The organism is Sulfitobacter sp. SK025, assembly GCF_003352105.1.
In the GTDB taxonomy this organism is placed as follows: Bacteria; Pseudomonadota; Alphaproteobacteria; order Rhodobacterales; family Rhodobacteraceae; genus Sulfitobacter; species Sulfitobacter pontiacus.
Genome location: NZ_CP025808.1, coordinates 860,832 through 873,373 on the forward strand (window position 1 = coordinate 860,832; position 12,542 = coordinate 873,373).

Genomic DNA, 12,542 nt, shown 5'->3' on the forward strand with positions numbered 1-12,542 from the left:
CATGCAAAGGGTCTGGGAAAGGCCCCGCATCAGGCAAGGAGACGGGCGATGAAGTGGATTATTCGGGCAATTGGCATACTGCTGCTGATTTTGGTGGTCGCGGTGGGGTCGCTGTTCTTGCTGCCCGCTGACCGTATTGCGCGAATCGCGGCGGACCAGCTGCGCAACCTGACAGGGCGCGAGGTCACGATCACGGGCGATGTGGGGCTGACCTTCTGGCCGGTGCTGGGGGTGACCGCAGGCGGGCTCGAGGTCGGGAATGCCGATTGGGCCAAGGATGGGGCGATGCTCTCGGCCGCCAATGCCGCCATCGGGGTTGATGCGATGGCGCTGATCCGGGGCGAGATCAAAATCACCAACATTGAAGCCCAAAGCCCCACCATCCGGCTGGAGCAGCGCCGCGACGGGCGCGCCAGCTGGCAGTTCAGCGACGGCGGCGGCGAGGCAGCCATCGAGACCGCTCCGACCGCGCCTGCGCGCAGCCCGCGCCCGCTGACGATCCAGCGGCTCGATATCACCGACGCCACGTTGATCTATGATGCCGAGGGCAGCGATCTGGTGCGATTTGACGGTGTGGACCTGTCGCTCGACTGGCCCGAACGGGCGGGCGATGCGGTGATCAAGGCCGCCCTGCGCCCCGCGGCCGATCGCGTGTCGATCGAGGCGACGATCAACCGGTTTGATCAATTCCTGAACGGCGATATCCGCCCGCTGCGTGCCCGTGTGGACACCAAAGGCGGCGGCGTCTCGCTGACCGGACGTGCGGGGCTGGCCGGCGCTGTCGCAGGGGATCTGTGGCTCAAGACGTCGGACACGGGGCGTTTTCTGGCAGCGCTCGGGGTGGGTGACATCGCACTGCCGCAGGGCTTGGGAAAGACGGCGGATATCAACCTTGATCTGACCCTGACGCCCGACCGGCGCTTGGCCCTGCGCGAAGTGGTGGCCGATCTGGGCGGGAACGCCCTGACCGGTGCGGCGGATATCACGCTGAACGGCACGCCCGATGTGAACGCGCAGATCAACGTCGGCGCGCTGGACCTGACCGGCTTTGCAGGCAGCGCCCCCAGTGGCACCGCGCCCGCGTCCACCACCCCCGCGCCTGCGTCCCCGACAGGGTGGTCGAAAGCACCGATTGATGCCTCCGCGCTTTCCGCCTTCAACGGCGAGGTCGCACTGCGGGCAGATAGCATTGATCTGGGCACGCTAAGCTTGGGCGCGACGCGCGTATTGCTGCGCAACGACCGATCGCGTCTGGTCGCCGAGCTGCGCGAGATCAGGGCCTATGCCGGTGTGATCAGTGGCGAGTTCGTGGTCAACAACCGCAACGGCCTGTCGGTGGGCGGGGCGCTGAACGCGACCTCCATCGCCATGCAGCCTGTGCTGCAACAGACCGCAGGGCTGGGCCGGTTTCACGGTACGGGCGATGCAGAGGTATCTTTCCTCGGGTCCGGCGCATCGCTGGACGCGATCATGCGGTCGCTTAGCGGATCGGGCGCGGTGAATGTCGGGCGTGGGCATATCGAGGGGATCGACCTTGATGCGCTGATGGGCAATTTCGACGTTGAGGGTGGCACGACGGTCTTCGATTCCCTTGCCGCGACATTCGACATGGATCAAGGCGTGCTGCGCAACGACGACCTGCTCATGCAGCTGCCGAACTTTACCGCCACGGGCACAGGGCAGGTGGGGCTGGGGGCGCAAACGCTGGATTATACCGTCACGCCCAAGGCACTGCGGGTGAACGGCGATCGGGGGCTGGCCATTCCGGTGCGCATCTTCGGGCCGTGGGCCGCACCGCAGATCAAGCCGGATTTGCAGGCGGCGCTGGACATGAACTTTGCCAAGGAAAAGGAACAGGCCCGCCAAAAGCTGAACGAAAAGCTGGAGGAGGAGCTGGGCGTATCGCGGCAGGACGGGCAATCGGTCGAGGATGCGGTGAAACAAAAGGTAGAGGACGAGCTGCGGCGCGGGCTGTTCAAGCTCTTTGACTAGCGGCGCGCCACGCAGGCGGTGTATTTCCAAAACCTCGGTTTGGAAAACTGCAATTTTCCGTGGCGTTTTACGGGCGAGGGGCGGTACGGGCCCTTCGCCGCCCCCACCCCGTCTTTACCTGTCGCGGCGGGGGCGTTAAGGCTGGTCGCCAAGCGCAAGGAGCACCTCCATGGACAATGATCTTTTCAACTCTTTCATGACCGGACCTGACGAGAATGGCCGCTTTGGCGATTTCGGGGGGCGGTTTGTGTCGGAAACCCTGATGCCGCTGATCCTCGAACTGGAAGCGGAATATGAAAAGGCCAAGACGGACGACAGCTTTTGGGCCGAGATGGACGACCTGTGGACCCACTATGTCGGTCGCCCCAGCCCGCTGTATTTCGCAGAGCGTCTGACCGAACATCTGGGCGGTGCCAAGGTTTACATGAAGCGCGACGAGCTGAACCACACCGGCGCGCATAAGATCAACAACGTGTTGGGCCAGATCATTCTGGCGCGGCGCATGGGCAAGAAACGGATCATCGCGGAAACCGGTGCGGGCCAGCACGGTGTGGCCACGGCCACCGTCTGTGCCAAGTTCGGTCTGCAATGCGTTGTCTATATGGGCGCGCATGATGTTGAACGACAGGCCCCCAACGTCTTCCGCATGCGTCTGCTGGGTGCCGAAGTGATCCCCGTGACCTCGGGCCGTGGGACGCTGAAAGACGCGATGAACGACGCGCTGCGCGATTGGGTCACCAATGTGCGCGACACATTCTATTGCATCGGCACGGTCGCAGGGCCGCACCCCTATCCGGCGATGGTTCGCGACTTTCAGGCGATCATTGGCAAGGAAGTGCGCGAACAGATGGACGCCGCCGAAGGCCGTCTGCCCGACACGCTGGTCGCCGCGATCGGTGGCGGGTCGAACGCGATGGGGCTGTTCTATCCGTTCCTTGATGACAAGGACGTCAATATCATCGGCGTCGAAGCCGGCGGCAAGGGCGTGAACGAAAAGATGGAGCATTGCGCGTCATTGACCGGTGGCCGCCCCGGCGTTTTGCACGGTAACCGTACCTATCTGTTGCAGGACGACGACGGGCAGATCCTTGAAGGATTCTCTATCTCGGCCGGTCTGGATTACCCCGGGATCGGGCCCGAACATTCCTGGCTGCACGACATTGGCCGCGCGCAATATGTGTCGATCACCGATAAAGAAGCGCTTGAGGCGTTCCAACTGAGCTGCGCGCTTGAAGGGATCATTCCCGCGCTCGAACCCAGCCACGCGCTGGCGCATGTGATGAAGATCGCACCAGAGCTGCCCAAGGATCACATCATCTGCATGAACATGTGTGGGCGCGGCGACAAAGACATCTTCACCGTCGCCAAGGCGCTTGGTTTTGACATGAAGGTCTGAGGATCAGACGAAAGCTTAGACACTGACGATCACGAAGGGGGCGGCGCATCGCCCCCTTTTCTTTTGGCGCTGGCCCTATCGGGTCAGCTCTAGGATATCAAAGTCGCTTTCGACCACCGGCGCGGGAAACATCAGCCGCGCCCGCTGGTTGCTGACACGTTCGAACACCGCGACATCGGGTTGCAGGGTGCCATCTCCGGCAAAACCGGGTGGCAGGGCGTCGTAAGCGGGCGGTACCTCTCCCGCGACATAGCCGACGCCAGCATAGACCGCGCGCCCGTCTCGCAGCGTGATGACCCCCGTGGTGCGCTGCGACCCGCTGAGCTTTTCAAACAGATACCCGTTACCCTGAAAGGTCAGGCGGCATTTGAACGGGCTATAGACCACCAGCGCAGGCAGGCCGCCCAGTTTCATCGTGCGGCAGGACCAATCGCCGGCCAGCCCCTCGTCAAAGGCAACTTGCGGCGTGCCGGACAAGGCGCGCGACAGAGCGGACAGGTCATCCGCGCTGCCGCTTTGGAACGCTTGCAGCAGAGCATCGCCCGCCGTGGCCTCGAACCGGTCGAGGCGGAGCTGCTCTTGCGGGCGCAGGGCGTCTTGGGCGATGGCTGGGGCGGCGCAGAGCACTGCGGTCAAGGCCGTAGTCAGGGCAGCAGTCAGGCGCAGCATCAGTCTGCCCCGCCGTTAGGGCGCAAGGCATGGGCCTGCAGGATATTCAGCGGCACGATATCCAAGGCGCGCTGATGGGTTGCCTCAAGATGCACCTTTGGCGCGCAGCCCTCGTCCGCCGCTTGCAAGAAACGCCCCGCACAAAGACACCACGGATCGCCCGCCGACAGTCCGGCAAAGCCGAATTCGGGGCGCGGTGTGCTGAGGTCATTGCCGACATACTTGGAATAGGCCAGAAACTCGGCCGTCATGATCGCGCAGACCGTGTGGCTGCCCTGATCGGCGGCACAGGTATTGCACGACCCGTCGCGGAAAAAGCCCGTGACGGGGTCGGTGCCACAGACGGCCAGCGGGCCGCCCAGAATATTGATGCTTTCGTCATGTGTCATGTGCCCCCCAAGGCTGCGCTGATCTGGCGGAAGATGGCGATGTTCTGATCGCTGACCCCGGCCTCGCGGAACTTGCGGTCGGCGGCATTGGTCGCGATCACCACCCCGTCAGCGCGGTTGATGTAGATATACTGACCATACACACCGCGGGCCATGAAATCACCCTCTGTCGCGCCTTGGGGAATCCACCACTGATAGCCATAGCCGATCTGCCCCTCTGCCGTCGGGGCCGATGGCGCGGTAGAGGCGGCGACCCAGTCTGCCGGTACAATCTGCTGACCGTTGTAGCGACCGTTTTGCAGGAACATCTGCCCCATGCGCGCGTAATCGCGGGTCGTCAGGTTCAGCCCGCCCAAGACAAAGGCGACACCCGCGCCGTCCGTCACGTAATAGGGCGCATGCTCAAGACCCATGGGGGTGATGACCTTTTCCGACAAAAGATCGGTGACGGACCGGCCTGTTGCCCCCCGAACGACCATGCCGATGACATGGGTGTCGATCGACACATACTGCCACTGGCTGCCGGGCGTGGTGAAAGTATCGTTCAGGCTTGCGGTGAAATCGTCCAGCTCTCCGCCAAGGGCGAGGGCGCGGCCCATCTTGTTGATGTCGGAATCCGGGTCGAGGTAATCTTCGTCAAAGGTAACCCCGCTGGCCATGTTAAGCACGTTGCGCAGCGTCGCCCCGTCATAGGCGGTGCCTTTCAGCTTGGGCGCATAGGTCGTGACAGGGTCGTCAAGCGATGCAATCGCCCCTTCGTCCAGCAGGATACCCACAAGCGCGGAAAGGTAGCTTTTGGCGACAGACCAGCTGATCCGCAGATCATCGGGCTGGGTGCCTTTAAAGTAGTTCTCATAGACAATCTGACCGTCTTTCAGCACGACCAATGCCGTCACATCCCGCGCTTTGATCCAGTCGTTGACCTCGGCAGGGGGGGCGTATTCGGGTCCATAAGACAGCTCTGCCGTGGGGCCATCACCGCGCGACAGGGGTTTGGACAGGAAGGCCTCGTCCATATGGCTGAAGTTATGCACGATCTTGTCTTCGGCAAAGAGCGAGTTCACCGCCAGCAGCCGCGTGATCTCTTCGCGCTTCCACAGGCCGACAACGACCACAGCCACCACTAGAGCCAGTAAAATACGGCCCAGCCATTTCCCGAATGTGCGCATGAAATCCTCCCTGATATGCGGGGATACCCAAGCACGAAGGCTGCGGTGGTGCCAGATAAACTTGGCGTCAGCCGGTGTAGGTCCAATCGATCCAGCGACCGTGGAAATCGACCCGCGCCAAGGGCAGGGTGATGTCACCGGGCCAGAGCCTGAGCGTCAGCGCCGCCCCCTTGAGGCCCGATCCGTCCTGCTCCATCGACAACCATGCCAGCGGGCGGTTGCGCGTGGCGCGTTTGCCGGCAGCCTCGATCAACGCTTTGCCACGGGCCTGTGCCGCTTTGGGGAAATACTGCCACGCGACGGTGTGCTGGATCAGGTGCAGGCAGCCTTCGGGGGATTGGGGCAGGGTGCGCGCCAGCCAGTCAATCGCATCGCCGCGTTGCACCTGCGCCGTCATGACAGAGGCCGCGGTCCGCGTCAGTGTCAGGCGTTCGGGTTGGTCCGCCCAGATATAGGACATCAGCCGCAACAGGTGGTCGGGCCGTGTCGGGTCCAGCGGGTTCAGATCAACGCCGCGACGTTTTTCGACCTGCGGGTTGATCGCCGGTGGCAGTTTGCCTGTCCAGTCAGGCGACAGCAGGATCGTGGACATGTTCGACCCGAAGCGATGCCCCTCGATCTCGAGCACGAAGTGGTCCCACATCAGGTTGAGCCCGCCGCTGGCCCCAAGTTCGGACAGGCGGATCGGCAGGTTGAAATGCTGCGCCGCGACGCGGGCCCCCGCGATCAACGCGGCAGAGCGGCGGACCTCGTTCGTTTGCGGCGCGCTGTCGGTCCAATCAAGCAAGAAGGCTTCATGCGTGGTGATCGCGTCGCGCACGGCCTCTGACAGGGCTTGGTCGCTCGCCTTGTGCGGGGGATACACGGCCATCAGCGCAGGCGCTTTGCGTTTCAACACCAGCGCATGCAGCCCGCCCGCGATGCGCAGGGGAAGGGACGCGCCCGACGGGCCGATATCCCCTTCGATCGCCGCAAATTTACGGCCAAGGGCTGTGTCGGCGGGCCAGTCCCGCGCCAGCACGCCCATCAACTGCCCCATGAAGGGAGACCCAAGTGCGATGCAATGCCCGGCTTGCTCTTCAAAGGCGGCTTGCAGTGTCACTTGAACCGGTCCAGCAGTTTTTGCATGGCGCTGCGGTCGTCGGTCTGGGGGGCAGGCTCTGCCTTGGGCTGCGTTGGGGCCGGCTGCGCGGGCTTTGGCGCAGCGGCTTGAGCGTTGGCCGCAGTGCCCGCGGGTTTCTTGGTGCCCGTGCCGGATCGTGGCGGGGCAACACGCAGGGCCACAGCGTTCATGAACTTGGCCGTATCGCCGCGCGCCAGTTCCGCAGCACCGTCGCTGATCCCGCGCAATACGTCGTCCAGCCAGTCTTGCTCTGCCTTGGCAAAGTCGCGCAGGACATAGCCCGGAACGGCGTCCTTATGCCCCGGATGCCCCACGCCAAGGCGCACACGGTCGTAGTCGGGACCGATATGCGCATGGATCGACCGCAAGCCATTGTGCCCCGCATGCCCGCCGCCAGTCTTGCATTTCACCTTGCCGGGGGCGAGGTCGATTTCGTCGTGCAAAACGATCACGTCCGCCGGTTCAAGCTTGTGGAACCGCATGGCCGATTGCACCGACTGACCAGAGTTGTTCATGAATGTCTCGGGCTTGAGCAAGACCACGCGGTCCGCGCCAAAACGCCCTTCGACCGTTAGCCCGTTGTGCTTGGTCTTCCATCCGGCAAAGCCGTGATCCTGCGCGATGCGGTCCAGCGCCATAAAGCCGATGTTATGCCGGTTGCCCGCGTATTTGGCACCCGGATTGCCAAGCCCTACGATCAGTTTCATGCGGACCCCTTCAAGTGGATAAAAACGTTTGTTTGGCCAAGGATAGCAGACCGCGGGGCCAAACGAAATAACGCCCCAACGAAAAACGGGGCCGCCCATGGCGACCCCGTCTCGACCCATCCGCGCCCGTGGGCGCGACGGATATATCGGTATCAGTCTTCTTTGACTTCTGTTGCGGGCACTTCGTCTGCTGCAACATCTTCGTCTTCATCATCGTCCTGGCTGGCCAGACCGGAAGGCGCGGAAATCTGCGCGATCACGAAGTCACGGTCGATGACCGGCTTGGTGCCGTTTGGCAGCTTCACGCTCGAGATGGTGAGGCTGTCGCCGATTTCCAGTTCGGAAACGTCGATTGTGATGTGATCAGGGATATCGCCTGCGGTCACAACCAGTTCAACTTCGGGACGTACCAGCGTCAGAACGCCACCTTTTTTCAGGCCGGGGCTGACTTCTTCACCTTCGACTTCAACCTGGATGAAGAGGTTGATTTTGGTGGTGCGCTTCAAACGCATCAGGTCGACGTGCGTTGGCAGGTCTTTAACAACGTGACGCTGAACGTCGCGGCAGATGACGCGGACGTCTTCTTGGCCTTCAACCTTGAGGTTGAACAGGGTCGCCTTGAAGCGGCCTGCGCGCAGTTTGGTCAGCAGCTTGTTAAAGTCCAGGTTGATCGGCAGCGGATCAAGGTCACCACCGAATACGATACCAGGAACCATGCCGTCGCGGCGTGCCTGACGAGCGGCGCCCTTGCCTGTCCCCGTGCGTTCGAAAGCTTCAAGATCAGGAATCTCTCCAGCCATTGTAATCTCCAATATGTTTAGGGCGGACATCCTCCAAGGCTGTATGTCCGCGTGAAGCCGCGCGTATAGACGGGTTTGGGCGTTTGGGAAAGACTAAAACGCCGCTTTTGCGCAAGTTGGCTTTGGTTTGCGACCTATGCGGGGCGGGGCAGGGGCTGCGCGCAGGGTTTCCGCCGCCCTGACATATCAGCCAAGGCTGGCGTATCATGCGAAGAAGGCGCAGTCTCAGGGCTGCCAGTCGCCTTCAAAACCTTTTGGAATAAGCAGGTTATGCTTGCCCAAACCCGCGACAGAGGTTTCACCGCAAAGCGCCATGGACAGGTCGAGCTCCTTGTGGATGACCTCCAGCGCCGAGGTAACCCCGGCCTGACCCATCGCGCCAAGCCCGTAGATGAAGGCGCGCCCGATATAGGTGCCTTTGGCCCCCATCGCCATCGCCTTGAGCACGTCCTGACCGGACCTGATTCCACTGTCCAGATGGACTTCGATCTGGTCGCCCACGGCCTCCAGGATCGACGGCAGCGCCCGGATAGAGCTGATCGCCCCGTCCAGCTGGCGCCCGCCGTGGTTGCTGACGATGATCGCATCCGCCCCGACTTTCAGCGCCATCCGCGCATCGTCGGCGTCAAGAATACCCTTGAGGATGACCTTGCCGCCCCATTGCTCTTTCAGCTTGGCGATCTTGCCCCAGTCGAGGGTGGGGTCGAATTGCTCTGCCGTCCATGCGCCGAGGTTGGCTGTGTCGTCGACGCCGTGCACATGGCCCACGATATTGCCAAAGCTGCGCCGCTTGGCTCCCATCATGCCGATGCCCCAGCTCCATTTGGTTGCCAGATTGGCGAGCGTTTTGGCGGTCAGCTTGGGTGGGGCAGAGAGGCCGTTCTTCAGATCCTTGTGGCGCTGGCCAAGGATTTGCAGATCAAGCGTGATGACAAGGGCCGAGCATTTTGCATCCTTGGCGCGCTGGATCAGCCGCGCGACATAGTCTTCGTCGCGCATGGTATAAAGCTGGAACCAGAAGGGTTTCGTCGTTGCCTCTGCCACATCCTCGATGGAATTGATGGACATGGTCGACAGGGTGAAGGGCACGCCAAAGGCTTCGGCTGCGCGTGCGGCTTTGATCTCTCCGTCGGCGTGCTGCATGCCGGTCAGCCCGACAGGGGCCAGTGCCACAGGCATCGCCACATCCTGCCCGATCATCTGCGTCTTGGTGCTGCGCCCGCTCATATCCACGGCGACGCGCTGGCGCAGGCGGATCTGTTCAAAATCGGTCGTGTTCTCGCGAAAGGTCTGCTCTGTCCAGCTGCCCGATTCCGCGTAGTCATAGAACATCCGCGGCACGCGGCGTTCATGCAGGCGCTTGAGGTCGTCGATGGTGGTGATCACGGGCATGGTGGCAAGTTCCTATGTATTGGTCAGATGATCTAACCAATACGGCCCGTTGAAATCAATTGCTTTACGCCACGACATCGGGCGCCGAGCCGGGCGCTCAGGCCCGATGCGCACCATCCGACAGGGTTTTGACAAAGCTCAGCACATCTTCGACAGGCAGCCCATCCGCGATTTTCGACACGATGGCAGAGCCGACAACAACCCCATCAGCAACGCTTGCAATGGCTTCGGCCTTGGCGGGGGTGTTCACACCGAACCCGACAATCACGGGCAGGCCGCTGGCCTTCTGGATGCGCTCAACCTCGGGGGCGACATCGCCCGCATCCGCTTCGGCAGAGCCGGTGATGCCGGTGATCGACACGTAATACACAAAGCCCGAGGTGTTCTGCACAACCCGCGGCAGGCGTTTGTCATCGGTCGTAGGGGTCGCAAGACGGATAAAGTTCATACCGGCGGCTTGCGCGGGCAGGCACAGCTCCGCGTCTTCTTCCGGTGGCAGGTCCACGACGATCAGCCCGTCCACGCCGGCCTTCTTGGCCGCCTCTAGGAATGTATCCACGCCTTTGGAGTAGATCGGGTTGTAATAGCCCATCAGCACGATCGGCGTCGTGTCATCCTGTTCGCGGAACGCCGCGGCAAGCGCCAGCGTCTTGTCCAGCGTCATCCCGCCTTCAAGCGCGCGCTGTCCCGCCAGCTGAATGGCAGAGCCATCGGCCATCGGATCTGTAAACGGCAGCCCCAGTTCGATAATATCGACGCCCGCGCCAGGCAGGCCGCGCACCACCTCAAGCGACGTGTCAAAGTCGGGATCGCCTGCCATCACATAGGCGACAAAGGCTTTCTTGCCTTGGGATTTGAGGTCAGCGAATTTGGCGTCGATACGTGTCATGAGGGCGGCCTTTTTACGTTACCCTGCTGCAATGCCGAATATATCACGGGAAATCAATCCAACTCCGCCGGTGGGCTCGGGCGATTTTCCGAAAAACAAGGGTCAAAGGCACTGTATTTATGCAGGGGCGCATCACATAGTCCTTTAAATCCCGCCGCCGGTGCCTACATTTACCGCATGAATTATGTACTCGCCCTGCTGTTGCCGCCGCTTTCCATCCTGCTGACAGGACGGATCTTCACGGCGATTATCGTCTTCCTGATCTGGATCCCGGCCGTGATCTTTTCGGGCGGGTTGACCCATCCGATGTTCATCGTGCTCGCATGGATCCTGATTTACCAGACGCACGAGGACCGACGCCTGCGCTAAGACTTGCGCAAAGGCGGCCAAAACCCTAGGACAACGCCAACTTATAAAGGATGCTTGTCATGGGCTTTAAGATGGGAATCGTGGGTCTGCCGAATGTCGGCAAGTCGACCCTCTTCAACGCGCTGACCAAAACAGCGGCAGCGCAGGCGGCCAATTTTCCGTTCTGCACAATCGAACCGAACGTCGGTGAAGTCGCGGTGCCGGATTCGCGCCTTGATAAACTCGCCGCGATTGCGGGCTCCAAGCAGATCATCCCGACGCGGATGACCTTTGTGGACATCGCAGGCTTGGTCAAAGGCGCGTCCAAAGGGGAAGGTCTGGGCAACCAGTTCCTGGCCAATATCCGCGAGACGGATGCGATCGCCCATGTGCTGCGCTGCTTTGAAGACGGCGATGTGACCCACGTCGAAGGGCGCGTGGACCCCGTGGCAGACGCCGAGACCATCGATACAGAACTGATGCTTGCCGATCTGGAAAGCATCGAAAAACGCCGCGCCGGTCTGGTCCGCAAGATCAAGGGCAACGATAAAGACGCAGCGCAGCAGGACCGCCTGTTGGCCGCCGCGCAAGAAGCCATCGAAAACGGCAAGCCCGCGCGCACCGTCGAGGTTGACGCGGATGATGCAAAAGCCTGGCGCATGCTGCAATTGCTGACAACCAAGCCGGTGCTCTATGTCTGCAACGTCGGTGAATCCGAAGCGGCCGAGGGCAATGCCCTTTCTGCCAAAGTCGCGGAAATGGCCGCGGCGCAGGGCAATAGCCATGTCGTGATCTCTGCCCAGATTGAGGAAGAAATCAGCCAGCTGGAGCCCGAAGAGGCCAGCATGTTCCTGGACGAGATGGGGCTAGAGGAAGCCGGGCTTGATCGGTTGATCCGCGCGGGCTACGAGCTGCTGCACCTTGAGACATACTTCACCGTCGGCCCGAAAGAGGCCCGCGCCTGGACGATCAAGGCTGGCACCTCTGCGCCGAAAGCCGCAGGCGTGATCCACGGTGATTTTGAAAAAGGCTTCATCCGCGCCGAAACCATCGCCTATGACGATTTCGTGGCCTTGGGCGGTGAAGGCCCCGCCAAGGAAGCCGGCAAGATGCGCGCCGAGGGCAAAAGCTACACCGTCAAAGACGGCGACGTGCTGCACTTCCTGTTCAACACCTGATCCAATCTGGCGGGCCGCTTTCCAGGCGGCCCGCCGATCTGGCGCGTGAGCGGCCCCTCCCGCTTCCATCGCCCCGCGGCTCTGCCCGCCTCCCCCCCCCTCGACCCACGGACGCCCCCGGCCCACGCCGCGCGCATAGCGCCGCAAGCCGTATCCCGCCCCCGATATCCTTCGCTATCCCCGCGATCCCGACATTCCCGCTATTTTCTGAGATTACCGCTTGTGCCCCATGCGTTTTCTTGGATATACGCGTCGACGGAGACGTGGCCGAGTGGTCGAAGGCGCTCCCCTGCTAAGGGAGTAGGCCCGGAAGGGTCTCGAGGGTTCGAATCCCTTCGTCTCCGCCATACACCTCGACATTTTCCACATACTTGATCAGGTGTTGCGCGGCCCGAGATGGGGCGCGACGTTGCGCTTGGCTTTCCCCTCCGACAGTTTCGCCGCCACCCGCCTTTTGCAAACCGTGCGCCCGTGCTTTCGCGAGGAAACG

The 12,542-nt window shown here is 62.0% G+C and carries 12 protein-coding genes and 1 tRNA gene; 5 read left to right on the forward strand and 8 right to left on the reverse strand.

Annotated elements, in window-relative coordinates; genetic code table 11:
• Positions 1–48: 48 nt before the first annotated feature.
• Both C1J04_RS04105 and trpB read left to right on the forward strand, forming a co-directional pair.
• Positions 49–1,992, forward strand: a complete 1,944-nt coding sequence (locus C1J04_RS04105) for an AsmA family protein (protein WP_009826071.1) — start codon at positions 49–51, stop codon at positions 1,990–1,992.
• A 169-nt stretch (positions 1,993–2,161) separates the two neighbouring features.
• Positions 2,162–3,388: a tryptophan synthase subunit beta gene (gene trpB / locus C1J04_RS04110; protein ID WP_005851582.1), complete on the forward strand. Its 1,227-nt coding sequence runs from the start codon at positions 2,162–2,164 to the stop codon at positions 3,386–3,388.
• 75 nt (positions 3,389–3,463) lie between these two features.
• Here the strand turns inward: trpB and C1J04_RS04115 are convergent, their stop codons facing one another.
• The 8 genes from C1J04_RS04115 to trpA form a co-directional block, all read right to left on the reverse strand.
• Entirely contained in the window at positions 3,464–4,057 is a 594-nt protein-coding gene (locus tag C1J04_RS04115) for a DUF4893 domain-containing protein (protein ID WP_009826072.1), read from the reverse strand.
• The gene (locus C1J04_RS04120) at positions 4,057–4,446 is read right to left on the reverse strand and encodes a DUF2237 family protein (RefSeq protein WP_009826073.1); all 390 of its coding nucleotides are present in this window, start codon (positions 4,444–4,446) and stop codon (positions 4,057–4,059) included. The genes C1J04_RS04115 and C1J04_RS04120 overlap by 1 nt, the downstream gene beginning before the upstream one ends.
• Positions 4,443–5,615, reverse strand: coding sequence for a serine hydrolase domain-containing protein (locus C1J04_RS04125; protein ID WP_037954144.1), 1,173 nt, complete (start codon positions 5,613–5,615; stop codon positions 4,443–4,445). Before C1J04_RS04125 ends, C1J04_RS04120 begins: the two co-directional genes overlap by 4 nt.
• A 67-nt stretch (positions 5,616–5,682) precedes the next feature.
• Positions 5,683–6,717 carry a DUF2332 domain-containing protein gene (locus tag C1J04_RS04130; RefSeq protein ID WP_037954146.1) on the reverse strand — a complete coding sequence of 345 codons (1,035 nt, stop codon included), beginning with the start codon at positions 6,715–6,717 and terminating at the stop codon, positions 5,683–5,685.
• Positions 6,714–7,445 carry an aminoacyl-tRNA hydrolase gene (pth, locus tag C1J04_RS04135; protein ID WP_009826076.1) on the reverse strand — a complete coding sequence of 244 codons (732 nt, stop codon included), beginning with the start codon at positions 7,443–7,445 and terminating at the stop codon, positions 6,714–6,716. Before pth ends, C1J04_RS04130 begins: the two co-directional genes overlap by 4 nt.
• Positions 7,446–7,597: 152 nt before the next feature.
• Complete coding sequence (locus tag C1J04_RS04140; RefSeq protein WP_005851594.1) at positions 7,598–8,245, reverse strand: 50S ribosomal protein L25/general stress protein Ctc; 648 nt, start codon at positions 8,243–8,245, stop codon at positions 7,598–7,600.
• A gap of 225 nt (positions 8,246–8,470) precedes the next feature.
• Positions 8,471–9,637, reverse strand: a complete 1,167-nt coding sequence (locus C1J04_RS04145; RefSeq protein WP_009826077.1) for an alpha-hydroxy acid oxidase — start codon at positions 9,635–9,637, stop codon at positions 8,471–8,473.
• Positions 9,638–9,734: 97 nt separating this feature from the next.
• Positions 9,735–10,526: a tryptophan synthase subunit alpha gene (gene trpA, locus C1J04_RS04150; RefSeq protein WP_009826078.1), complete on the reverse strand. Its 792-nt coding sequence runs from the start codon at positions 10,524–10,526 to the stop codon at positions 9,735–9,737.
• Positions 10,527–10,703: 177 nt separating this feature from the next.
• Between trpA and C1J04_RS04155 the strand changes: the two genes are divergently transcribed.
• From C1J04_RS04155 to C1J04_RS04165, 3 genes are all read left to right on the forward strand, one after another.
• Positions 10,704–10,895: a hypothetical protein gene (locus tag C1J04_RS04155; RefSeq protein WP_005851599.1), complete on the forward strand. Its 192-nt coding sequence runs from the start codon at positions 10,704–10,706 to the stop codon at positions 10,893–10,895.
• Positions 10,896–10,954: 59 nt separating this feature from the next.
• Entirely contained in the window at positions 10,955–12,052 is a 1,098-nt protein-coding gene (gene ychF / locus C1J04_RS04160) for a redox-regulated ATPase YchF (RefSeq protein ID WP_005851601.1), read from the forward strand.
• A gap of 257 nt (positions 12,053–12,309) precedes the next feature.
• A tRNA-Ser gene (locus C1J04_RS04165) sits at positions 12,310–12,399 on the forward strand.
• Positions 12,400–12,542 lie beyond the last annotated feature (143 nt).